This window comes from Gimesia panareensis, from assembly GCF_007748155.1.
In the GTDB taxonomy this organism is placed as follows: Bacteria; Planctomycetota; Planctomycetia; order Planctomycetales; family Planctomycetaceae; genus Gimesia; species Gimesia panareensis.
In genome coordinates, this window is the sequence record NZ_CP037421.1 from 5,190,880 (window position 1) to 5,215,191 (window position 24,312).

19 protein-coding genes are annotated in these 24,312 nt (G+C 52.9%); 6 read left to right on the forward strand and 13 right to left on the reverse strand.

What is annotated here, in order from left to right; all coding sequences use genetic code 11:
• Nucleotides 1–49: 49 nt before the first annotated feature.
• Nucleotides 50–907 carry a deoxyribonuclease IV gene (locus Enr10x_RS19300; protein ID WP_145451041.1) on the reverse strand — a complete coding sequence of 286 codons (858 nt, stop codon included), beginning with the start codon at nt 905–907 and terminating at the stop codon, nt 50–52.
• Between the two features lie 251 nt (nt 908–1,158).
• On the opposite strand from Enr10x_RS19300, the gene Enr10x_RS19305 reads away from it, so the two are divergent.
• Together Enr10x_RS19305 and Enr10x_RS19310 are read left to right on the forward strand one after the other, a co-directional pair.
• Nucleotides 1,159–2,463, forward strand: a complete 1,305-nt coding sequence (locus tag Enr10x_RS19305) for a KAP family P-loop NTPase fold protein (RefSeq protein WP_197997291.1) — start codon at nt 1,159–1,161, stop codon at nt 2,461–2,463.
• A gap of 51 nt (nt 2,464–2,514) precedes the next feature.
• Nucleotides 2,515–3,933, forward strand: coding sequence for a sulfatase (locus tag Enr10x_RS19310; RefSeq protein ID WP_145451043.1), 1,419 nt, complete (start codon nt 2,515–2,517; stop codon nt 3,931–3,933).
• On the opposite strand, the gene Enr10x_RS19315 is transcribed toward Enr10x_RS19310, so the two are convergent.
• The 7 genes from Enr10x_RS19315 to Enr10x_RS19345 all read right to left on the reverse strand — a co-directional run bounded on the left by Enr10x_RS19315 (nt 3,934) and on the right by Enr10x_RS19345 (nt 11,059).
• Nucleotides 3,934–5,502, reverse strand: coding sequence for a sulfatase family protein (locus Enr10x_RS19315; RefSeq protein WP_145451044.1), 1,569 nt, complete (start codon nt 5,500–5,502; stop codon nt 3,934–3,936).
• Nucleotides 5,503–5,558: 56 nt separating this feature from the next.
• Complete coding sequence (locus Enr10x_RS19320; RefSeq protein WP_197997292.1) at nt 5,559–6,182, reverse strand: DUF3124 domain-containing protein; 624 nt, start codon at nt 6,180–6,182, stop codon at nt 5,559–5,561.
• 155 nt (nt 6,183–6,337) lie between these two features.
• Nucleotides 6,338–6,925, reverse strand: a complete 588-nt coding sequence (locus Enr10x_RS19325) for an HD domain-containing protein (protein ID WP_145451046.1) — start codon at nt 6,923–6,925, stop codon at nt 6,338–6,340.
• Nucleotides 6,926–6,940: 15 nt separating this feature from the next.
• The gene (locus Enr10x_RS19330; RefSeq protein ID WP_197997293.1) at nt 6,941–8,971 is read right to left on the reverse strand and encodes an ABC transporter transmembrane domain-containing protein; all 2,031 of its coding nucleotides are present in this window, start codon (nt 8,969–8,971) and stop codon (nt 6,941–6,943) included.
• Between the two features lie 133 nt (nt 8,972–9,104).
• Nucleotides 9,105–10,031 (reverse strand): ABC transporter permease, encoded by a 927-nt coding sequence (locus Enr10x_RS19335; RefSeq protein WP_145451048.1) that lies wholly within the window; start codon nt 10,029–10,031, stop codon nt 9,105–9,107.
• Nucleotides 10,032–10,422: 391 nt separating this feature from the next.
• Nucleotides 10,423–10,734 carry an acylphosphatase gene (locus tag Enr10x_RS19340; protein WP_145111591.1) on the reverse strand — a complete coding sequence of 104 codons (312 nt, stop codon included), beginning with the start codon at nt 10,732–10,734 and terminating at the stop codon, nt 10,423–10,425.
• A 121-nt stretch (nt 10,735–10,855) separates the two neighbouring features.
• Nucleotides 10,856–11,059 (reverse strand): carbon storage regulator, encoded by a 204-nt coding sequence (locus tag Enr10x_RS19345; RefSeq protein ID WP_145111594.1) that lies wholly within the window; start codon nt 11,057–11,059, stop codon nt 10,856–10,858.
• A gap of 594 nt (nt 11,060–11,653) precedes the next feature.
• On the opposite strand from Enr10x_RS19345, the gene Enr10x_RS19350 reads away from it, so the two are divergent.
• Nucleotides 11,654–12,715, forward strand: coding sequence for a Gfo/Idh/MocA family protein (locus Enr10x_RS19350; RefSeq protein WP_145111597.1), 1,062 nt, complete (start codon nt 11,654–11,656; stop codon nt 12,713–12,715).
• 232 nt (nt 12,716–12,947) lie between these two features.
• Nucleotides 12,948–13,787 (forward strand): MBL fold metallo-hydrolase, encoded by an 840-nt coding sequence (locus Enr10x_RS19355; protein ID WP_145111600.1) that lies wholly within the window; start codon nt 12,948–12,950, stop codon nt 13,785–13,787.
• Nucleotides 13,788–13,860: 73 nt separating this feature from the next.
• Here the strand turns inward: Enr10x_RS19355 and Enr10x_RS19360 are convergent, their stop codons facing one another.
• On the reverse strand, nt 13,861–14,406 hold the full coding sequence (locus tag Enr10x_RS19360) for a hypothetical protein (RefSeq protein WP_145451049.1): 546 nt from the start codon (nt 14,404–14,406) through the stop codon (nt 13,861–13,863).
• A gap of 364 nt (nt 14,407–14,770) precedes the next feature.
• Here Enr10x_RS19360 and Enr10x_RS19365 point away from each other — a divergent pair, with 364 nt between their 5' ends.
• Nucleotides 14,771–15,982 carry an IS4 family transposase gene (locus tag Enr10x_RS19365; RefSeq protein ID WP_145110800.1) on the forward strand — a complete coding sequence of 404 codons (1,212 nt, stop codon included), beginning with the start codon at nt 14,771–14,773 and terminating at the stop codon, nt 15,980–15,982.
• Between the two features lie 358 nt (nt 15,983–16,340).
• Here the strand turns inward: Enr10x_RS19365 and Enr10x_RS19370 are convergent, their stop codons facing one another.
• Nucleotides 16,341–17,717: a Gfo/Idh/MocA family protein gene (locus Enr10x_RS19370; protein ID WP_145111605.1), complete on the reverse strand. Its 1,377-nt coding sequence runs from the start codon at nt 17,715–17,717 to the stop codon at nt 16,341–16,343.
• 291 nt (nt 17,718–18,008) lie between these two features.
• Between Enr10x_RS19370 and dinB the strand changes: the two genes are divergently transcribed.
• Complete coding sequence (gene dinB, locus Enr10x_RS19375; protein ID WP_145111608.1) at nt 18,009–19,202, forward strand: DNA polymerase IV; 1,194 nt, start codon at nt 18,009–18,011, stop codon at nt 19,200–19,202.
• Nucleotides 19,203–19,225: 23 nt separating this feature from the next.
• Here the strand turns inward: dinB and Enr10x_RS19380 are convergent, their stop codons facing one another.
• The 3 genes from Enr10x_RS19380 to Enr10x_RS19390 form a co-directional block, all read right to left on the reverse strand.
• Nucleotides 19,226–20,779, reverse strand: a complete 1,554-nt coding sequence (locus Enr10x_RS19380; protein ID WP_145451050.1) for a sulfatase family protein — start codon at nt 20,777–20,779, stop codon at nt 19,226–19,228.
• Nucleotides 20,780–20,914: 135 nt separating this feature from the next.
• Entirely contained in the window at nt 20,915–23,146 is a 2,232-nt protein-coding gene (locus Enr10x_RS19385; RefSeq protein WP_197994656.1) for an ABC transporter permease subunit/CPBP intramembrane protease, read from the reverse strand.
• Entirely contained in the window at nt 23,146–23,922 is a 777-nt protein-coding gene (locus Enr10x_RS19390; protein ID WP_145111618.1) for an ABC transporter ATP-binding protein, read from the reverse strand. Before Enr10x_RS19390 ends, Enr10x_RS19385 begins: the two co-directional genes overlap by 1 nt.
• Nucleotides 23,923–24,312: the final 390 nt, after the last annotated feature.

A 24,312-nucleotide genomic window follows, 5' to 3' on the forward strand; every position in this document is an offset into this window, starting at 1 on the left:
GATGGCATGAGAGGGTATTTCGGATTTTAGCAGTCTTTAAGAAATTCTCTCAGCTCTCACACAGCCCGCGCAGCGTCTGCATATTGACCTGATCCAGGGGCACGCCATCCTCTGCATCTTTAGGGGTTTCCAGATACATCGGGCGATCCTGAAAATTCGGATCGTTAAGCAGGTGGCGGAAGGGTTCCAGCCCCAGATAGCCACGACCAATGTTTTCATGGCGGTCTTTGCGGCTGCCAAATTCACACTTGCTGTCATTCAAGTGGAAGGCGCGCACACGATCGTAACCAATCACCTGATCCAGTTCCGACATCGTGGACTGATATTCTTCTTCTTCAATCAACGGATAGCCGGCTGCAAAAATATGACAGGTATCGACACAGATCCCCAGCCGTTCTCTCTCCTGGACCTGATTCAGCATGTACGCCAGCTGTTCAAATTTAAATCCCAGGTTCGATCCCTGCCCGGCGGTGGTCTCCAGCCAGATCTGGGTCTGAAAGCCATTGGTTTTTTCGTGAATCTGATCGATGGCCGCTACGATCCGGTCCAGCCCCTCTTCCTCGCTGGAAGTCACATAACTGCCGGGATGCATCACGGCTCCTTCCAGCCCCAGGGCTTCGGCGCGCTCCAGTTCCACCACCACCGCATCGATCGATTTGTTCCAGAGTTCATCCTTGGGACTGGCCAGGTTGATCAGATAACTCATATGCGAACAGGGCCGACTGACGCCCGTCGCTTCCAGATGCTCCTGAAACAACTGCACATCTTTGTCCGTCAGTGGCTTGGCCCGCCACTGGTTATTATTCTTGGTGAAGATCTGCACACAATCCATCTCATATTCGGCAGCCAGATCAACGGCTTTATAATATCCACCAGCAATAGACTGATGCGCTCCCAGTAATGGCATGATTTCATCTCCTTTGACATTAAGATCTGACGAGAATAACACGTTTCATGCACACTGAACAGGGATCGCTCCTCAGAAACGCACTTCCGTTCTCTTAAGTTTGAATACTCAGATCCTTACGCTTCAGCGCGATGATCTCTGTAGTGCAGGCTCATTTTTTTATTGATCCTCCCTGCAGGAACCGGTATGTTCAACAGGCAGTCAGCATACGATTTTCCAGATGCCCGTTCGAGACAGCAGGTTGTGAGGTTATGGTACTAAAAGCCGCATCACTGATTGACTCTCCCATCAAATCCAACTCCGATGATTTCTTCGAATTCGACTATCTGGTTTCTTTACTTTCTGCTCGAATCGATCAATGCGAGAAGTCGCTTTCTGATACGGTCGCGCTGTACGGCCCCTGGGGCAGCGGTAAGTCCAGCATTCTTGCGCTGACTCAGCACAAAAGCAAAAGTCGGCACCACTGGTTTTTATTCGATGCACTCAGATACCAGTCCCACGGCGACATCATCGTTCCTCTGTTGCACTTCATCGCTTCACAAGCCGCACCTGCACACAAGCTTGGATTTAAAAAACTCTCTGAACTATTACTCAATGCTGCCAGAAAATATGTCTCCGAAAGATTACCGGAGACCAAAATCATCTTCGAAGGAGCCCGGCAGATTGATCAGGCCATGAACGTGAAAAATGGCTTACCTGAATCGTATGCAGTCCAGGTGGAACATTGCTTTCGACAATTAATTTCACTCATCCTGGACCAAGGCCAGGGACGTGTCGTCATAGCCATTGACAACCTTGACCGGTGCCGTCCCGACGCTGTCTTGCTCATCATTGAAACACTGCATCTCGTCTTGAATGTACCGGGGGTCACTTTTATTGTCGCTGTAGACCAGGACGCCATCATTCGTTTCATCAACGGCCGCTACCTTGGAAATGGAACTGAAGCGGCATTGTACCTCGAAAAAATATTCCCTGATTATTACCGGGTCCCCACCCCGTGGTCTTATGACGAATGGAGCCAGGATCAGGATCCAATCAGCAGATATTTGTCGGGATTGACGAAAAATACAGAAGCAAAGAAAATCCGGAAATATGTTCGAACCATGTGGGCGATCATCTCGTATTCTCAGGCACTTAAAAACCCCAGACGCATCAAGCGAATTGTACGACGGCTGTCACTGCTTAAATCACCCCGCTGGGGCGAGAACAGTGCCAAATTCGTCGGGTTCTTTTTTTTAGTCGCCTTGAGTGACATCTGGCCTCATGCTTACCGTGCATTTTATTATGCAGAACCGGATGAATGGGAATCTTTCATTGAATGGATTGTCCTCGACTATGATTTTCAGAAAGCTCATAAAAAATCAAACATCACCATTACCGAAAGAAAACTGCGTTTATTAGCTGAAGACGAATCACTGGTGGAGTTTATTGTTGCTACCACTCAATGTTTTTCCAGCAGCGAAGACTTCGACATCCAGGCCTTCAATCAATCGATTATCAAAAACTACAACGCACTCTGGAATTTACTGGATCATGTTGCTCAGATTGGTCTCTAGTTTTTTTAATCTGCCTGTCATCTTTGGACTTTTGAAAGTGCTCCAGTCGTCATGAATCTGAAAACACTCATTCCACTTCTATTTGCCTTAAACTTCTGCATCAATCCACAACTCCTGGCAGAACAACCCAACATCATCATCCTGCTGGCCGATGACCTGGGCTACGGAGAACTGGGCTGCCAGGGAAATCCTCAGATTCCGACGCCGCACATCGACTCACTGGCGCAGGAGGGCATGCGTTTTACACAGGCATATGTTACCGCCCCCAACTGCAGCCCGTCTCGTGCCGGACTGCTCACGGGAAAAATCCCCACCCGCTTCGGTTACGAATTCAACCCGATCGGTGCCCGCAACGAAGATCCGGGAACCGGCCTGCCTCCCGCAGAACAGACGCTGGCCGAACTCCTGCACGACCAGGGATACACGACCGGATTGATCGGTAAATGGCATCTGGGCGGCACTGCCGATTATCATCCCTACCGCCACGGCTTCGACGAATTCTTCGGTTTCATGCACGAGGGGCATTACTTCGTGCCGCCCCCTTATCAGGGCGTCACCACCATGCTGCGTCGTAAGGCGATCCCCGGCGGCGGAAAGGGACGCTGGATCAGTGACCAACTGATCTATTCCACTCATATGGGATACGATGAACCGGACTACGACGCCAACAACCCCATCATTCGCGGCGGACAGCCGGTCGTGGAAACGGAATACCTGACTGATGCTTTTACCCGTGAAGCGGTCAGCTTTATCGATCGGCACCAGGACAAACCCTTTTTCTTATACCTGGCATACAATGCAGTCCACAGTCCGCTGCAGGGTAAGCAGGCCGACATGCAGCGTTTTCAAAAGATTGAAGATGTCCATCGCCGGGTCTTTGCCGCCATGCTGTCTTCCCTGGATCAAAGTGTGGGCCAGATTCTGAAACAGGTGCACTCGGCGAATCTGGATCGAAAAACACTGATTGTCTTTCTGAGTGACAACGGCGGACCCACCCGTGAACTGACCTCCAGTAATCTGCCCCTTCGCGGCGAGAAAGGCTCCATGTATGAAGGAGGGCTGCGGATTCCATTCCTGATGCGCTGGACTGACAAGCTGCCTGCCGGGGAAATTTATCAAGCGCCGGTCAGCAGTATGGATCTTTTCAGCACGTCAGCGGCCCTCTCGGGAGCGAAGATCCCGGAGCACCTGGATGGTCAGAATCTGATGCCCTATCTGTTGAACGAAAAGACCGGCGTGCCGCACACCGAATTTTTCTGGCGACAGGGCAAACGGGCGGCACTCCGCCTGGGAGACTGGAAGATTGTCAAGATGCGCGGCAAACCTGGTGCTGCTGCCTGGGAGTTGTATCGTATCACGGACGATCTGTCGGAACAGAACAATCTCGCCAGTCAACACCCGGACAAATTAGAGGAACTGCTCACCCGTTGGAACGAACTCAACTCGCAGATGAAACCCGCCCTGTTTTAATTATTTTGCAGCAGGTGCGACCGCGCCAGGCCGACTGCTCCCCTGTTCGATCAGGTCGGCTAACTGTTTTTTCAGCTGCCGTGCCACTTCCGGATGATCCTGGATGACGTTGCGATTTTCAGCCGGGTCCTGCTCCAGGTCAAACAGCTGGTAGTGGGGAACTTTGGTATTGGATAGCTCCTGTTCCACGATGATATTTCGGGCCGTCTGTTTGTCGTAGCGCTGCAGTTTCCATTTTCCGGTTCGCAGAGCATACGTTCCGTTATTCCCGTTGTTCTGCTGTACGAGATGATCACGGCCCTGGGCTCCCGCTTTCCCCAGCAGCGCACCGAGCATATTATAGCTGTCGCGACAGCCATCCTGGGGGAGCGACTGACCGGCCAGCGCTGCCAGGCTGGCTGGCAGATCGATCGTGCAGACCATTTCATCACTCACACCAGGCTTGATCCGCCCTTTCCAGCGGGTAATAAAGGGAGTCCGGGTTCCGCCTTCGTAGACACTGTACTTGCCTCCGGAATACGGTCCTGCCGCGCGGTGGTTTCCAATTTTTTCCAGCGCGCCATCTTTGTATCCATCATCCAGTACAGGACCATTATCGGAACAGAACACAACCAGCGTATTTTCAGCCAGTTGGAGGCGATCGAGCGTTTTCATCAACTCTCCCACACACCAGTCGAGTTGAATGATGGCATCGCCGCGATAACCGAGTTTTGTTTTTCCCTGAAAACGTTCATGGGGCATTCGGGGCACATGGATGTCATGCGAAGCAAAGAACAGAAAGAAGGGCTTCTCTTTATTCTTCTCGATGAACTCAACCGACTTCTCAACCCATTTATCCGCCAGATCTTCATCCCGGAAGCGCGCCGCATGCCCGCCTGTGTAGAAGCCGATGCGACTGATCCCATTATGGATGGTCGAATTATGCCCGTGCGACCAGTCCATTTTGAGCGTATCGCGATGCGTCAGTCCCGTAGGATGATCGGGACTGGGCTTTTTATTTCCCACCCAGAGCGGATCGGCGGGATCCAGATTCGGCACCCGATGGTCTTTCACATAAACCTGCGGTACACGATCGTTGGTCGTCGGCAGCAGGAAGCAGGTATCGAAGCCGATTTCCAGCGGTCCGGGTTTCAGTTCGCCGTTCCAGTCCGGCCCGGCATCTCCCCCCAGCCCCAGATGCCATTTCCCGATCACGGCAGTCGTATACCCGGCCCGTTTCAGCAGGGAGGCAACTGTCTCCGTGCCAGGCTTGATAATGGCCGGTGCATTCGGCGGCGCGATCCCGGTGCGTTTTCCCCGAAAGGCATATGTCCCGGTCAAAAATGAATAGCGGGTCGGCGTGCAGGTCGAAGCCGAACAGTAACCGCTGGTGAACCGCAGGCCTTCCGAGGCCAGCTGATCGATGTGAGGTGTCTTCAGAGCGGTTGCCCCATAACAGGACAGATCGCCATATCCCAGATCGTCGGCCATGATCACGATCACATTGGGAGTCGCAGCTTCCAGTTGAACAGGACCATAAAACACCGACACAAACAGCAGCATCAGGATGATTGAGAATTGTCGTGACATGGAAGCGCTTTCAATTGACTGATATTAAGGAATGAAATGATTGCCTGTCTGGGATGTCAGTTTTCCGATTTGCCGGCAGGAATCGGAACGCCGCTTCTGGAAAAGGCGATGGCGCGTGAACCGGAAGCGCCGACCATCACCGTTTCCACCAGGGGCGGCTCAACCTCTTCCCCAGCCATCCAGTTCACCAGGAAATTGGCGCCGGATCCCCCTGTACTGTCTTTCTCTTCCACCAGAAACTCAATCGTCTGAAAGGGTGCCAGCTTGATCGTCTGATCCAGGTAGATCTTGATCGATTCTCCATCGGTATCCACATAATTAATCGCTGTCAGATAAACCGGTTGATCCTGATTGATATTGCGAATACTCAATGTGGTTTCCAGCAGCAGAGGCGATCCTCCATGATAATAAATATGCGAATAGCAGGGTGCATAGATCGAACCACTCCGCGTCAGCTTCTGTGAATCAATCTTGCCTGCTTCGTACTCGGAAAGTTCCGGGGGCTGATAACTTCGCGGTGGCACGAACTTCAGCTCATCCTCAAAACGCGCAAAGCGGTTGTCGAGATAAACGGCCCCGGCAATCAGGATCAGAGTCAGTACTCCCAGCACCAGGAATAAAACAACCCACTTCTCCCACAACCACAAAAACCAGTCGGGATATTCACCTTTATTTGCCATCGCACATGCTTCCCTTGTGTCAGCTGTAATTTCCATCCCGGCAGCCAGTCCGAAATCAGATTGAGATCAGACCAGTTGAGGCACTTCCTGTCGGCTGTTGTATTAAACAATACCTCACCTGACATGAAAAGTCATACCGGCAGCCAACGTGCAAGCTACGGTAAATGTTTCTGTAACTCTTCCAGGCGGGCCAGGCAGTTTTTCACCAGCGACTCCAGCCGGGCATCCGACTGGCCGGCCGCTTCGATCATTGAATGATAATACTGCACAATCTCTTGCGGGCTCGCACCAAAGTGCCCCCAGAATTCCGAGCGGTCTTCCGTCTGCAGATCGAACAGCATCGCTTCCAGGTTATGCAGTTTGTCAGCCAGTTCGATGGCTCGCGCACCTTCGGAAGCCTGTTGCATCACCTGGATATGATCCCGCTTGCGGTCGCGCCAGCTGCGCTTTTTTCCGTCCTCGGCTTCCTTCTCCTCTGTCATTTCTCTGACATACTGCAGAATTTCATCCGAAAAGGTTTCCGCCAGATCCTCAAACGTCAGCGCTGTGTCTTCCACGACATCATGCAGGGCCGCGGCAGCGAGAATCGATTCTTCATGAAACCCCGCCTTGACCAGAATCAGGCAGACTCCCATCGGGTGTGCAATGTAGGGAATGCCGGATGACTTTCGTTTCTGTGATTTATGTGCCTCGGCTGCGACCCGGATTGCATTTTCAACCACCGGGGAGTGAAGTGTTTCCATTGTGATGACTTTGGTTTAACGTGGTTCGTTCGGAGTTTCCTGGGAATGCCGGAACTGATTGAAACGCGTGTATTCCCAATGGCGATACAGGGCGGACCGCTTCAACAGATTTGCCTGACTGTCGACGGTTTCGACCTTGCCATCCTGGATCACTACCACCTGGTCCACGCGTCTGAGCGTCGTAATCCGGGAAGGAATCACCAGGATTGTCCGGTTCTGGAATATCCGGGCGTAAGCATCTTCGAGCAGCGTTTTGGTGTCCTCATCCAGGGGACCTTCCGGCTCCTCAATGATCATCAGTGCGGGCTTTCTCAACAGTGCCCGTGCCAGCCCCAGGCGGAAACTTTCCCCGGTCGTCAGATCTTCACCATGCTGCCCCAATACGGTTTCGTATCCTTGAGGCAGATTCTGAATGAACTGATGCGCGTGGGACTCTTTCGAGGCGGCGATGACTTCCTGCAGCGAATAGCGTTCATCGCCACAGCGAATATTGTCTTTTACGCTTCCAGTGAGATAAGGATCGTTTCCGCTGACAAAAATTGCCTCCGCCCTCAGAGATTCGAGCGTCACCCAGGCGGTATCTTCGCCGTCCATCAGGACGCGCCCCGACCGAGGTTCAATAAACCGCGGAATCAGAAAACTGACAGCTCGCGGAGCCAGTTTGTCCAGAGAAACCAGGGCGGTACTGGTTCCAGCGGGAACTTTCAGATCAAAACCGTTTAAGATCAGCGGCGAATTGGCAGTGAGACTGTAGTTGACATTTTCGAACTGCAGTGCCGAGGACAGTGGTTCGAGGAACTTGGCCCCCACCGCCTGTCCCACTTCCGGAATGAGGTTCAGATAACGGTAAATCGAGCTGGCTGCCACGTTGGCTTCTTCGCGGACGTGTAACAAAGTATGTAAGCCACTGACGGGCAGGTAGAAAAAGCCAAAAATCCCGACCACCAGTACCGCAGCCGACAGTGGCAGAACTTCGGGATTGACCAGAACCTTGTATCCCACCAGAAAGACTACCAGGCAGGAACAGAAGACGGCCAGCCCGCGGGCGATGCGATGCCCCCAGCCCTCCACACGTTTCAGCTTTTCCAGATTTTCGGTGTACTTGGCCAGGTGTTTCTGGAACTGTTCGTGTTCCGCGTTTTCCATTCCGTAACCACGTACCAGCCGCGTGCTCCGCAGATTTTCGGCCAGCAGCGAAAGCTCTGTTTCAATGGTCACCAGCGTTTTCGCGTGTTGCAGTTCAGAATCTTTGCGGTGCTGCAATAGAAAATACCAGGCGGCAGCCAGCGGGATAATACACTGCAAGGTCAATCGCCAGTCAATGGAAACAGCGATCAGTAACAACACAACCACGGTCAAAATATGACGTGTCAGGTCATAGACCCAGTGAAATACGCCGCTCTGGACAGTGCCGACATCCTGAATGAACAGATGAAACGCCTGCTCGGTCTCTTTTCCCGATAAATCCCCGGGGCCCAGCCGGAGTGCCTGACGGTGAATCATATTCCGTAAGGTCGTGGAAATATGATACGACACTTTGAGGCTCCGCAGTCGGCATCGCCAGCGGATCAGAACCCGGATACTGGCCAGCACCAGTGATACCAGAATCAGTGTGAACAGGGCCGACTGATTCTGCTGCAGTAAAGGGACCCGCTGATAGAGTGATTTCAAAAGCCCCAAATGGTACTTGGAATGAGTCCACCAGACAGAAGGCAGAATCCCCGTGTTTGAAAGACTCAAACGCTCCAGTGCCGGCCTGGGTTGAGAGGCAGCCGGAGCCGCTTTTTTTTCCGGTTCCGGTTCGGGCTGCTTTTCAGCGGCCTCTTTTTTGGTATCCAGTTTCGGCTTGGGCTGGTTTTCTTCCGCGGGCTCAGGTTTTTCGACAGGCTCTGCTGCGACCGTAATGCCCTGCAGTTCCTGCAACAACTGCACCTGCGTTGCTCCCTGAACCGCGATCTTGCCCTGATGATCCAGCAAATCAAGGATCAGAAAAAAGATGAGCAGCAGAAGCGCCAGCAACAGACCATTGATAAATGACCAGAACACAACGGATCTGGCAGACCCACGAAAAAACTCCCGCGCGGGGAATGCGCGATGGAATGCGTTGGGCTGACGATTTGACACAGGACCCACCGAATCTGTTTTGAATGGTTAAAGAATGAAGCCTGTCCCCTGTCTGTCAGGCAAGGTCCCGGTCTTCAAACAAGATAAAGGCAACCAGAATCGCGATTCCGGAATAGAGCAGACAGCTAAGTGCAGAATGACCAATATAGACAGGTGGAACCACGGTTCCTGTTGCAACCGCTGGTGACATATTGAAGTTATCGAGGTTGGGCAGAATTGTGGCAATCAACTGCCCGGTAAATTTCACAAACTCGAGCCCTTCCGCCTTGGCCTGAACCAGGTTGGGGGTCAGGTGACCGATGATATACACGCCAAAGCAGATAATCATATTGACCATCATCGGCAGACGCGTCGAGATGGCCACGCTGATCGCGGTCAGGATGGCGACTTCCATATAAATCAGCAGGATCCCGGGCAGAATCAACCAGACGGCTGCCATCCGCTCTGCATGAGTTGGCGGTTCCTGGGCTGCTTCGCGTGCATCATAGCCGACTTTGAAGTAGACCAGCAGGAGGAAAGTAATGACCAGAGGCAGCATCAGCCAGACGACGGCTTTCAAAATTCCCAGGTATTTCCCGACAATGAACTGACGGCGATTGATCGGCTTGGACAGCAGTGTCATTGCCGTCTTGCCTTCAATTTCATCGGCGATACTGGTACTCGCGGACCAGACTGCCAGCAAGAGACTGCAAATCAGGATGGTCGCCAGACCACAGTCCATCAGCATTTTGACATCGTCGCCCATTGAAAAGAATGGGAGAAACGTATTTAACAGCAGCAGGATCAGCCCCAAAGCCATCAGCAGCAGAAACACGGGCTGACGGATCGCCTCTTTCGTCGTTGCCCGGGCAATCACCCCGGCTTGCGTCATGGAGGTGACTCCAAACAGGAGTGCAAAGTAAATTGCGACCCCGATTCCGGTAATCCACCATTGTACTGTCAGGTCTGTCGTCTCAGCAGCAAAAACCAGCAGGTTTCCCATCGTTCATTTACCGTTTTTCAAAATAATGCATCAAAAATATAAGTGCCCGCAGTTGACGCATCAGGGCGCAACTACACTTGCATCATACGAATGAGATCTGTCCCGATGTTGGTTTTATTTTTGAACTTCTGAAAAATTAAACAGAATTCAGAATTCGCAGCCAACGATCGTCGAGTTACAGCTACTTTACCGAGAAATGGTGGCGAAAGTAAAGAATACAGGCGAAATCGTCCGGCGTTTTCCCCAATCTGACAGGAGCCTTCGCTACAACTTGCCAAATTCGTTGCAAACCGACCGAAACCTGCTCAAAAACAGGCTTTATGACCCAGCGGGCAGAGCTGCCTGAGAGAAAACCGGCCAGCCTGAGCGCTGCTGCCGGGATAGCACACTGCTAGTATTCGATGGTGAATTCCTGGCGACCGGGATCTGCCGGAATCCCTTGAATTGATACATCTGTCACATTCGTTGCAAATGTGAGCATCATGTCGTCGAAAAACCGATCCAGCACAGTCTGCTCCCGGGCCTGCGCCACCAGTTCCACGGTTCCATCCGCCAGGTTTTTCACAAACCCCGTGATGGGGTACCGCTGTGCCAGCTGGGAAGTCCGATATCGAAAACCAACCCCCTGCACACGCCCCTCATAAATGGCGCGCAGACCGATCTGATCCGCCGAAGAATCGGATTGATGAGGCTCAGCACACATTGCCGATACCTTCCAGACAAAGGGACGATGATTAAAGAATGGTAACGCGTTGATCGGAGACCGTACGATCAGAATGGACTTCGAGTCCAGAGATGGGGAACAGGGACCTTCGTCGTACTGCCTAGGGCGAAGAAGGCTCTTCAGTCAACTGCTCTGATTCGGGCAACTCTGAAAAGTCGATACATAATTCTTCGCGAACAATGCTCATACTGCGGGGAGCATCAATTCCCAGGCGAACAGAATTAGGTCCGATTCGCACAATCGTCAGAGTTACATCATCGCCAATCCGAATCCGCTCGCCGGGCTTACGTGATAATACAAGCATTTCTTTTCGAATCCTTCGTTTTCTGTTCCCTCATACTTCCCTGTAACCTTCCAGGAAGGTCGAAGCATTGTGCAGGATGAGGGGAGTTCTAAGAGTACTCATCTCGACAATCTGCTGAAAACACGCAGCAAACTGCCATCACTACGATGTCGACATCAGTATGATAACAGTTTTCGAATAATCGTGTCCAGCCCAGACTGAAAAATTACAGAACGACCCGCACAACCCACAAACCCAGCCCCAAAACCGCCCATTTCACCCAAAATCCTGCCCAAAAAACAGGCACAACTGCAATTGCACAAAAAACCGGCACATCCACTTCAGGCAGAAGATGCGTCACACCCCGAATTACTGTTTCAACTGGTGCAACCAGCCCTCCAGGCCTGCAGATTCCAATATACTGGATGGCCGGTTGCTCCCTTCGACACGATTTCGGGAGAGTGAATCCTCACTCATCTGCGTTCCATTCAATTCAGATGCGAAAGAAGCTGGAAATCCAGCGGGCAACCGCTTGACGATTCACGCTTTGATCGTCAGTCTTTAGCAACAGTGTTAACTAACTCAGCATACCTGCCTCGTTATCAGGGGAACATCATGATTCGTATCGGAATAATCGGCGTTGGTTTTATGGGAATGGCTCATTTCGAAGGAGCTAAAAAACTCAAAGGAGCCAAGGTCACCGCGATATCCACTCGTGATCCCAAAAAACTGGCGGGCGACTGGAGCAGTATCGAAGGTAATTTCGGTCCCCGCGGAGGCCAGGTTGATCTTTCCAAAATAAAACAGTACAGCGATTACCATGAACTGCTGGCCGACCCGGATATTGACCTGGTCGATATTTGCCTGCCCACTCAAATGCATGAAAAGGTGGCGCTGGATTCCATTAACGCCGGCAAACATACGCTCGTCGAAAAGCCGATCGCCATCGACCTCAAAGCCGCCAACCGGATGGTCAAGGCAGCCGAAAAAGCAGGCGTTCAGTTTATGGTGGCCCAGGTTCTCCCCTTCTTCCCTGAGTTTCAGTTCGCGGTCGAGTGCGTCCGCAGCCAGAAATATGGAAAACTGCTGGCCGCCCATTTCCGTCGGGTGATGGCTCCACCCAAGTGGTCCGAAAATATTGAAGACTTCCAGAAACTGGGGGGCTGGGGCATCGACCTGCACATTCATGACAACCACCTGATCAGCCTGATGTGTGGTGTTCCCCGTAAAGTCACCTCACGCGGGATCGAAAACAAGGGTTACATCAACCACGTCCATACTGTCTACGACTACGACGATCCGAACCTGGCCATCAGCTGTGTGAGCGGTGGAATCGCGACCCGCGGCCTGGAATTCGCACACGGATTCGAACTTTATTTTGAAGAGGCCACAGTGCTGTTCGGCGCAGGCACCATGGGAGTGGGCAAGAATAAAGAATGGGTTGTCAGCCAGCCCCTGACTTTAATTACCAAGTCCGGACAGTTGAAGCATCCGAAACTGAAAGGGGGCGATGCCTGGTGTGCGGCATTCACCCTGGAACTCCAGGCTGCCGTCAATGCCCTTCAGTCGGGCGAAGAACCAGAGGCGCTCTCCGGTGCCCTGGCCCGCGACGCTCTGAAAATCTGCTACGCAGAAGCAAAAAGTATTCAAACAGGCCGATCCATTCCAGTCAAATAAGTGTCACTTCCCCCGTTGAAGCGAACATTGTGATGCTCACACCGCCGAATCTCGAATCGTTCTCGAAATCCGGCGGTGTATTTCTTGGTATGCTGATACAAATGGGGTAATCTGACCTGCTGGCCGGGAAAACTCCCCTGATCTTACTGACTGGCCCGCTTGTTTTGTGAACCGCAGGCGGGTCTACTTTCAATCATCTTCTGACCGATTCCGTCTCTGATAGTCTAAGCTCATGCTCGAAAATCTGCCTCTTCAATCTGTGAAATACAAAGGACTCACTATCGAGGGGTATTCCCGCGCTGCCGTTCAGAGTTACTGGAGAATCCCCGAACTCAAGCTCGGCTTTGATCTGGGGGCCAGCCCCTGGTCGTTCATGGGGACGTCGGTGTACTTCATCTCGCATGCCCACCTGGATCACATGGCGGCACTTCCCGCTTATGTGGCCCGGCGGCGGATGATGAAAATGAGTCCGCCGACGATTTATATTCCGGAAGAAGTCGTCGATCCGGTCTGGAAGATGCTCCGCAGCTGGCACAAGCTCGATCGGGGCCGCATGGACTGTGAATTAATCGGCATGAAAGACGGCGAAGACATTCAGCTGACGCGCGAACACGCCGTCACCGCGTTCCGCACGAAGCACACGGTCCCCTCGCTCGGTTTTCAGGTCTGGGACTGTCGTAAAAAACTGAAACCGGAATTCATGGGCAAGCCGGAAACGGAAATCCGCGACGCGCGGATGTCCGGTACTGAAGTCAGCGAAGAGATCCGCGTGCCGCTGGTCTGCTATACGGGAGATACAGCGCCCGCCGGTCTTGATCATTTCGAGATGGCCTACGAATCGAAAGTGCTGATCACTGAAATGACCTTCTACCGCCCCGAACACCGACGGGAGAAGATCCATAAGTTTGGTCACATGCATCTCGACGACATCGTCGAGCGCGCCGAACGATTTCAGAACGAACTGCTGATTCTCGCGCACTTCAGTACGCGCTATCATGACAAACAGGTACTCAACGCCGTCAAAAAGCGGGTCCCCGCTGACTTGTACGAACGCATCCATCTCTGGCTGTGATCGGGAAGAAAACGGGCGGCTGCGCGAATCCTGTTGCGCTGAAATCGTGTTAGTGAACTGGGCCTGTCCTGCTTTATCCCCCAGAGGACCGACTATTCAGCGCTGCCACGAATGCTTCGACTGTCGGCTCAGGGCCTTCTCCATAATTGGAGTGTCGCGACTCGCCCCATTCCGCCAGCACGGTCCGGGGCTCGCCTGTCAGCGAAAAACTTTTTTCCAGCGTGTAGTAGTGCGCCTTGATCTGCTCCTGTTCCTCTTCAGATGGCGGATCCTTTGATAAATCGACGGGAACGAGAATGGCGACCATGTGGGCTTCGGCTGCTTCCTGAGGTTCGGGCATTTCTACCACGACGCAGGGAAAATCGTTGACACGTTTAGGATGAACTTTAATGTCGGCAGCCTCGAAGCCTGCTTCGCGTCCACACTGCTCGACGACATCCTGGAGTACCGCATCGATGAAATTACCAACATCCGGCGAAGCAACAATCGCCAGAATCTGTAATGGTTCCGCCAGGGCAATCTGCCGCAGCGCGTAATGTGCAAATACGTAATGCGGTGATGGTCCTTCATCTTCCGGAGCCTTTTCCGGCTTTCGTTTCAGAAAATCAAACAGACCCATTTTAAGTCCCCCTCGCTGTTGAAAGTGTGACAGAAATGCTGTTGAAAGGGTTCAGGTCTGCCAGGCAGAAAACCGGTCTCCCTTTGACTGTTGTGCCTGGGATTTACAAGCCATGATACCCCATATGACTCGACTCAGCCAACAAGATCCTCTCAATTAGCGATTTTGACTGTTTTTTGTGATGCGTATGGTTGCTCTGTCGATTACCTGCGTCTGGCTCGAATTGCGTTCGGCTCTTTCCTCAGTCGCGTAGCGGGAGGCATTGATTTTCATCACTGTTGGGACAAGCCCAATACTGTTCGGCACGATATTTGCGCACTGTCGTCTGGTAGTATAGAATACTGCCATAACGACAGGAATCAGCATGGCCAATCAACAGACTAATAGCATCGAAGCTTGTGACATCACCGGTCTTAAGTATCTGGATCGGGTTCTCCCGCTGTTTAAGCGACTGCGTCCCGAGGGAACTGAACGTGACAAAGCCGGTAACCGGCAACTGTTTTACGATCAGTATTGCGCACTGCAGTTACTGTACCTGTTCAATCCGATCGTGACTTCTTTGCGCGGATTACAGCAGGCCAGTGAGCTCAAAAAAGTCCAGCGAAAACTGGGCTGCCCGCGGTCTTCTCTGGGATCCCTTTCCGAAGCGGTTCGGGTCTTTGACCCTGAACTGCTGCGGGAAATTGTAGGCGAACTGATTGAAAAACTGCCTGCCCAGAAGCCGCAGGATCGGCGTCTCCAGGATCTGGCTCAGACGCTGACTGCCGTGGATGGCACGTTCCTCAAAACACTGCCGCAGATCACTCAGGCCTGTTTTTCAACCCGCCAGGACAAAGGCTGGCAGCTGCACACTCATTTTGAAATACTGCGGGGAATCCCGGTACGCATGGATCTGACGGATGCCACCGGTCGCAAAGAAGGTAATGAAAAATCCATGCTGACTAACGTGCTGGAAAAAGATCGTTGCTACATCCTGGACCGTGCTTATGAAAAATATGCCCTGTTTAATGCGATTGTGAATGCCGGCAGCAGCTACGTGTGTCGAATTCGCGGTGATCACATTTTTGTGGAACAGGAATCCCGTGAATTGACCGCAGAGGCCAGGGCAGCGGGAGTGCTGGAAGATCGGGTAGGGCAGCTGGGGTCTCCCAAGTCACGGAGAATAGAACACCCTGATCATCCGGTGCGTCGGATTACTGTCAAAGTCACTCCGCATCCTAAACGGGGAGGACGGAGACGGGAGGGGGCAAGCCAGGATCTGGTTGTGGCAACCAGTCTGCTGGACGTGCCTGCTGAGATCATTGCGCTGATCTATCAGCACCGCTGGCAAATTGAATTGTTCTTTCGTTTTTTAAAGCATGTACTTGGCTGTCGTCACCTGCTGAGTCAGAACCCGCAGGGAATTCAGATACAGACTTATTGCGCGATGATCGCCTGTCTGTTAATCAGTCTGATTACAGGGAAAAAGCCGACGCTCCGAACATATGAAATGCTGTGTTTCTATTTCAGTGGCCTGGCGGATGAGGATGATCTGATCAACCACATCAACCGTCTGCAATCCCACGAAACCAGATAGCACAGGACTCCTCGCCCGACTGCTGACTGTTGGTGACGAGATGATTCATGCTGCGCTGTTCGAAAGATTTCATAGCCGTGTATGAGCCATGACTGAATGAGATCTTCAAACAAAACTTCTAAAAAATGCAGTTCATAAGAGTTAAGCTGCAATCCACAATCAACTGCAAACCGTGAGCCGAACAGTATTGGGGACAAGCCAACAGTGCCACCCAACGCCCGGCTTGAATTGCATTCTGATCGAGCGCTGTTAGCAAGCCAGCAATACTCCCCGGTTGGGAATTCACGGCGCATAAAAATAGCCTGGAGGAAACAGGTTCACTCCAGGCTGAGCGCTTGGCTTCAAATTCGACGCGAACTCAGGCGTTGGTTTCATAACCTTTGCGCTGTTCGCGACTCTGCCACTGATTGGCTTCGTCATCGCCGATGATCTGCTCCGTCTGCGGATCCCATTTCAGCGACCGGTTCAGTCGAATGGCGATATTTGCCAGGTGACAGGTGGTGATGGCCCGATGATGGGTCATCACATCGGAGATCGGCTGCTCCCGGGCATCCACACATTCGAAGAAGTTTCGCATGTGATCGCCGGGCTGACGACCTTTATACAACTTCTTGATCGTATCGCTGGCCAGCGGATTATCTTTGAGATCTTCGACCGGTTTTCCGGTCAGATCGCCCCGGCTGACAAACATGCGGCCCTTGGTACCGGTAAACAGAATCCCGTTTCGACCGTCACTCTTGATCTTCATCTTGACGTCGTTCGGGAAAGTGCACTGTACCTCAAAGTTGGAGGCCACATTGTAGGCATCATCCTTAGTAGGCATGCCGTCTTTCAGAGGCACTGGATGCACGGCGGAAATGGGGACCACCTGGGTGGGACCGGAGTGATCCATGCCGATGCCCCACTGGGCAATATCCACATGGTGTGCGCCCCAGTCGGTCATTTTTCCGCCAGAATACTCATACCACCAGCGGAATTCATAGTGGCAGCGGGTTTTAGGACGTCCATCTCCACCAGTTTTCCAGCGGTAATCGGTCATTGGTGCCTGTCCCAGCCATTTTTCCCAGTTCAGGGTCTTGGGAACTTCCGCCACGGGAATCGAACCGCTGGGATCAATGCCACCGATCACACATTCCACTTCGGTAATATCCCCCAGACGGCCTTCCTTGATCACCCCGAGGGCGTTCAGGAACCGCTGTCCCATTTCACTGCGCTGCTGCGTCCCTACCTGGAACACGCGACCGGTCTCCTTGAGGGTCTTGATGATCTGCTTCCCCTCATCGATGGTCAATGTCAGAGGTTTTTCGCAATAGACGTCCTTTCCGGCCTTCATCGCTTCAATGGCAATCTTGGTGTGCCAGTGATCGGTGGTCACGATGGTGACGATATCAATTTCGGGGTTGTCCAGAATTTTCCGATAGTCTTCGAAAACAGCAACTTCCTTGTTGTTCCCTTTTTTCCCCTGGATATCTCTGACTTTGTCATGAGCCTTATCGGCGTGAGCTGAGTCTACATCGCAGACGGCGATCACGTCTCCGTACTTCATCGCATTCGGGCCGACTGCATTCCAGCGACTTCCGGTGCCGATACAACCGACGACAGGACGATCATTGGCGGCTTTAAATTTGTATGCGCTGGCAGGATCTAGATTGAACCAGAAGGGGATGCTGGCCCCCGCGGCAGCGGCAGCAGAAGTTTTCAAAAAGTCGCGACGATTCTGCTTTTGTTTACTCACAGAAGACTCCTTATCTACATAGAATGATGCGTCGATTCCAGAAAATGAATCACGCAGGTGCAGGATGATTGGTCGTGTCCCGCCATTATAAGGGACTCGGAATCGGCATTGCAAAGATCAAGACTGCTTTATGTCTGTTTTCGCTTCTATTCTTTTTCATACGACTCCCCCGGAATTCCTGATAGAATGAATCTGATAAAAACAGAGGGAAAGCAGCTATCTTCGATTTGATACAGGTGCATCCCCTTATCTTAGAGACCCTAATAAATTCAGCCATTCTGAACCAGAATCATGCGCACCATCCTGCACGTGGATATGGACGCTTTTTATGCGTCGATTGAAGAACGGGATCACCCGGAACTCAAAGGTCAGCCGATCATTGTCGGCGGACAGGCTGAGTCGCGGGGCGTGGTTTCCGCTGCCAACTACGCGGCCCGCGAATTTGGCGTCCACAGCGCCATGCCGATGAAAACGGCACGCGCACTCTGCCCCCATGCGCATTATTTCCCGGTCCGGATGAAAGATTATGCTGCTGTCTCCCAGATCATACAGCAGATCTTCCATCGTTTTACGCCACTGGTCGAACCTCTCTCCCTCGACGAAGCGTTCCTGGATGTCACGGGGAGCAAACTGCTGTTCGGATCGGGGGAACAGATCGCGCATTCGATTAAACGGGAAATTCAGGAATCCCTGCAGTTGATCGCTTCCGTCGGAGTCGCGCCGAATAAATTCCTCGCCAAAATCGCCAGCGATGCTGATAAACCGGATGGCCTGGTGCTAGTCGATCCGAACCGCATACATGAATTTCTCGACCCGCTCCCCATCTCCCGGATCTGGGGCATCGGCAAGGTGGCCACGAAACGATTCAATCAACTGGGGATCCAGACCGTCTCCCAGCTGCGTGCGCTCGAACCAGCTCTGCTCACGGAACTGTTCGGCGAACAGGGCCAGCACCTCTGGAAACTGTCACAGGGGATCGACGATCGTCCCGTGGTTCCCGAACGTCAAGCCAAATCCATTTCGCGGGAGACGACGTTTTCCCAGGATGTCACCGACCTGGAAATTCTCAAAGCGGTCCTGATCGAACTGGTCGAAGATGTCGCCCGCCGCCTCCGTAAAAATCAGCTGCGGGGAAAAACCATTCAACTCAAAATCAGATACGACGACTTCTCGACCTTCACGCGCGCCTCGACCATCGCGCAACCAACTGACATCACCCGGGAAATCCAGGAAACGGCCCTGCAGATACTGGAACAGCGGCTGCCGGCACGCCGTCTCTCCATCAGACTGATCGGCGTCGGCGTAACCGGCTTTGACCACAGTTCCCGGCAACAGCGTTCTCTGTTTGACGAAGAGGATCAGCAGAAATACGCCCGCCTGGATCAGATCAAAGATCAGATCGCCGACCGTTTCGGTTTCGATTCCCTGAAACGTGGGAATCGCATTTCGAATGAAGCTGCAGACGAATCAGAAGAGACCGAATAAACAGGGCTTCGGGGTTTGCGTGATCAGTCGTTCGCGGGTGCCCAACGCAATTTTTGAGTCGATTTGAAAGTGATTTTTCCATCATTGCGACTCTGCTGATCGGGTCGACTGCTGCCGCGATCGATTAACGCCTGTAGATCCGCGGTCATCCGTTTCACAACCTCTGGTCGCGACGGAGCCAGGTTCTGCTCTTCTGCGATATCGGCTTCCAGATTATACAGTTCGGCAATCGTAGGCTTGCCACGTGACTTCTCCAGATTACGACCGCCCAGTTTATACACCAGTTTCCAGGGACCATCCCGATAGGCAAATTCACCGAAATTAGAATGATTCACCAGAGTCGTGCGCGGCTGCGGATTCGCGGTTCCACGCAGGGCCGAGGAGAAACTGAGACTGTCTTCTGCTCCTTCGGCCGGCAGTTTTGCTCCCACCAGATCGGCACTGGTGGCGAGCAGATCCGTCAGGCAGACCATCTGGTCGCTGCTGCTGTCTGCTTCGATTTTGCCGGGCCAGCGCACGACCAGCGGCACGCGATGCCCCCCTTCCCAGACGTCTCCTTTATGTCCCCGATAGGGTCCACTGGGAAGATGGCCGGCTTTGATCAGATCATTCCAGCCCGTGTAGTGCGAATGCCCGTTGTCTGCGGTGAAGATCACGATGGTATCGTCGCTCAGTCCCGCCTTGTCAATGGCCTCGATGACCTGACCGGCGGACCAGTCTGTCTCCATCACAAAGTCGGCCACAGGGGCGATCCCGCTTTTTCCCCGAAAGGGCGGAGAGGGAACGACCGGCTCGTGGGGGGAGGTCATCGAAAAATACAGAAAGAACGGCTGTTTCTGCTCCGCACGGTCTTCAATGTACTTCACCGCGCGGCGCGTCAATTCGGGCAGGATCTTCTGCATCCGCCAGCCGGGCGCTGACGGGGCTCCCGTAAAGGCTTTCGGCAGGACGATGCCTTCCGCGGGATCGGGTTGAAATTTCTCCGTCGGCTCGACCAGGACGCGGTCGTTTTCGATAAAGGTAAATGGAGGCAGATTCGGCAGATCGACGCCGAAGTAATAATCGAAGCCCCGATCAACGGGACCTCCTTGAATGGGTCTGGTGAAATCCCAGGTCAGCTTCCACTGCCCGTTCTTTTTTTCCGTCATCTGGCTGCGCTGCGGACCAGGCCAGTTCCAGCCCAGGTGCCACTTCCCGATACAGGCGGTCGCGTATCCCTGCGATTTGAGCAACCCGGGATACGTTAGACGCTGTTCGGCAATCAAGGGGGGCTCGTAAGCGGCAATCACCCATTCCTGCAGTCGAGTCCGCCAGGCATAGCGCCCTGTCAGGATCCCGTAACGTGTAGGAGTACAGACCGCCGAACCGCTGTGGGCATCGGTAAAACTCATTCCCTGCTGCACCAGTCGGTCCAGGTAGGGCGTGGGGATTTTATTTTTCGGATAGTGTGCCTGGATATCGCCGACACCAAAATCATCGGCCAGAATCACGACAATATTCGGCTGCTTTTGCTCCGCTGCCGGGAGCAGCGCAGTACTCAGACAAAACAACAGATACCAGAAAAGATTTCGCGACATGGGTACTTCCTCAACACAACCGGATAACCGTAAGTGTGGTTATTCACAACAATCAGCTTCGAATCTGACAGTAAAACCAGATTCTATCCTACCGGGTGTGTGAAGAAAGTAAAAGCAGCATTCACGAAACGAGGCTTAGCCTGCCGTCGGTGGCGAAACACTGACCAGTGCTTCATCTGGCTTCTCGTTTCGATTGCTGAGCCATACCAGCGCAAAGCCGACTACCACGAAACCAAGTGAGACCAGCAGCCAGACCAGTGGCAGATGCTTCTGGTTCTGCAGATTCATTTCCCACTGCGAAAAATATTCCTGGAAGTTGGCAAAGGTGATCAGCAGGCCGTTGTGCAACATATGCAGCACGATGCCCGGGATCACGCTGCGTGAGAGTACATTCACGTACCCCAGGCAGATCCCCATAAAGAAACTGGGAAAGAAACGCTCAATAAACAGAGAATCGCGCACCACCACATGGAACAACGCAAACAGAAATGCGGACAGGAAAATGGCCCGTGTGCTCGAAAAACGATTCAGCAGACCACTCAGCAGATATCCCCGGAAAAAGAGTTCTTCACAGACCGCAGGCAGCACGGCCAGACTGACCAGCTTGATCCAGAGGGGCACCAGTTCGAGTTCCAGCTTCATCGAATCAAACAGTCTGGTCAGGATCTCAATGCGAAAGTCAGTCAGCGCGAAGATTTCAATCTCATAAGCAATCGGCCAGAGCGTGAATCCCAGCAGCACGGCTCCCACACAGGCTAAAGGGCGGGGAAGATACCAGCGAAAGCCCGATTTCAGATTCACGCCCCCCAGCCAGGCAAATAACAGTGGGATCAGCAGAAACAGACAAAACGTCAGCGTTCCTGAAATCAAGAGACGCATCGCCATCGAGAATTCCTGTAAGCGACTGACAAAGGCAGCCGTCAGGATAAACACCGGAAACAGGACTGCCAGGCAGAGCACGGCATTATTGAGCGCAGGTGCAGCATGTGTCCTACGGGAACGCTTGAATAAATCACTCCAGGAGGCGTCGCTCTGATATAATATGGTATCCGCGCCGAAAATGCGCGCTGCCAGGCTGAGCGCGACGACTCCGTAAAACAGGGTCGAAAACACGGAGACGAAAAACAGAGCCGGATGCGCCTGATGTAGTAAAAAATCCCGGCTGAGCAGCACAATATTCGCCAGCGGAATCACCGACCAGAAGAGCGTCATCTTGAGATCGGGGACCAGTCCGATAATCCCGGGGGCCATCGAGATCAGCATGAGTGGAATCAGATACGCCTGTGCTTCCTTAAAGCTGCGGGCAAAGCTGGTCACACACAGCAGCACCGCCGAGAAAAACGCAGCGAAGATCAGCAGCAGCAACAGGATCTGCAGCAGGACCAGTGGCGTGAGCCCTTCGCCGAACAACATACCCTCCAGCCCATTGGCATACGCGGTCGCCAGCATCGCCACCATATTGACCACCGCAGTCAGAGTCGCCACCGTCAGGACGGCAAAAAACTTGGAACACAGAATCCACATCCGGGGCAGCGGTGCGGCCATCAGAGTTTCCAGGGTTCCCCGCTCGCGTTCGCCGGCCGTCAGATCGATGGCAGGATAGACGGCCCCCGTCATGGTCATCAGCAGCAGAATCATGGGGACAAAAGTGACCAGGGAATTTCCCTGAGACATTTCGGACTTCACTGGCGCGAGAGTCGTCATAAATGGAACCGTTTCGCTTTTCCCCAGCCGGGTCAATATTTTGTCCCGTTCATCCCAGCGTACGGCCTGCAGGCGTTTTTCCACATATTCAGCAACCCGCCTGCTGTGAGCCGACTGGGCTCCGTAGATGATCTGAAACCGCCCACTGTGTCTTTCGCGTTTCTGATTAGCCTGCAAAGTATCGATAGGGGTGTATCGCACACCAACGTCAACCAGTCCCTCGCGGACCAGCTTTTCAATGTTCTTATTCTTCCCGTAATTGTCTGCGATCAGAAACTTGATCACCGGTTTGACGGTCTGTAACGCCGCCAGCTGATTTCCCGACTCTGTGGTTTGCTGTTTTTCTCGTGCCTGACTGTCGCTCAATGCCAGCAACCGGTTGCCTTTGGTGAGGACAGCACGAAATAACTGTCCTTCCGCTTCATTGGGAAGGATGATTCGATATTCCACTTTGCTGAGCTGGCTCATCTGGCTCAGGAAGAACTTCTGCAGCAGCAGCCCGAGCAGTGGATAGACCAATAGCGGCATCAGGATCAGGGTAATCACGGTCCGCCGATCGCGCAGAATTTCCCGCAGCTCTTTTTTCAACAGCCCGGAAAAACGAAAACCCGGCGTGGGGGTATAGATCCGGTCGTCCGAATCCTGGTCGTAAGGCGACACCATTAAAGCAAGTCCCCCTGTGTCGCAGTGACGGTTTCGGGTTGCGGCACTGGCGCGTCGAGGAGCTGCAAAAAGATCTGGGTCAATGTCTGACAGGAAGTGCATTGCTGCAGTTCTTCCAGGGTCCCTTCGTAACTTTTCTTCCCCTGGTGTAATAAACCGAACCGGTCGCAGAGCTGTTCGGCTTCATCCAGACGATGCGTGCAGACGATCACGGCTTTACCTTCTCCGCGCAGATGGTCGATGTAATCAAAGATCACTTTACTACCCACCACATCCAGTCCACGGGTCGGTTCATCCATCAGCATCACAGGGGGATCGTGAATCAGAGATCGTGCCAGATTCACGCGCTGCTTCTGTCCGGTACTCAGCGTCGCGGAGCGTCGATCCAGAAACGAGGTCAGCTCGAACAATTCTGAGAGCTGCTCGATACGATCCTCGGCCAGGACCGCGGGCACCCCGTAGACATCGGCAAAAAAGGAGAGGATTTCCCGGGGACTCAGCCACTGATACAGACCGGCGCTGGTGGAGACCAGGCCAACCCGGCGTTTGATTTCATCCGGGTGCGTGGAGACCCGAAAGCCTTCGACTTCCGCGTCGCCGCTGGTCGGTTTCAACAGCCCCAAAATCATCCGCAGAGTGGTCGTTTTACCGGCACCATTCGGTCCCAGTAAGCCATAAACCTCTCCCGACTCAACATCAAAAGAAACATGATCGACGGCCAGAACATCCTGTTTCCCGGCTTCGAATATACGTGTGAGATTTTGAACTCGTATCATAACGGCCCTTTGTCCTGATTCGGTCAGATACTCCAGGGCGCACTGGATATATCATCTGATTTCATCACTGGAAATCGAAAGAATCAGAAACTCTTGTGATCTCAGATTGGAATGAGCTGGCCTGCCTGAAACATGTTGAAATCACTGGAGGTGTGAATAGAAATGCTGGCGCATAAAACAACATGCTTCGGAACAAAGTCATTCTAGCAAACCAAAAGTCAACCTGTCACCTGTGAAAGATAGAATCCTGGAGGGAAGACTGGATTCCCTCCCGCCTTATGAAAATTTGAATATCTAGTCACTATTTATTAATAAACATAACTTTAATGTTCGCTATTGATCTGCTTGCACACGGCCTTTCCGTGACTCACAATAGACTCGCGATGCGCT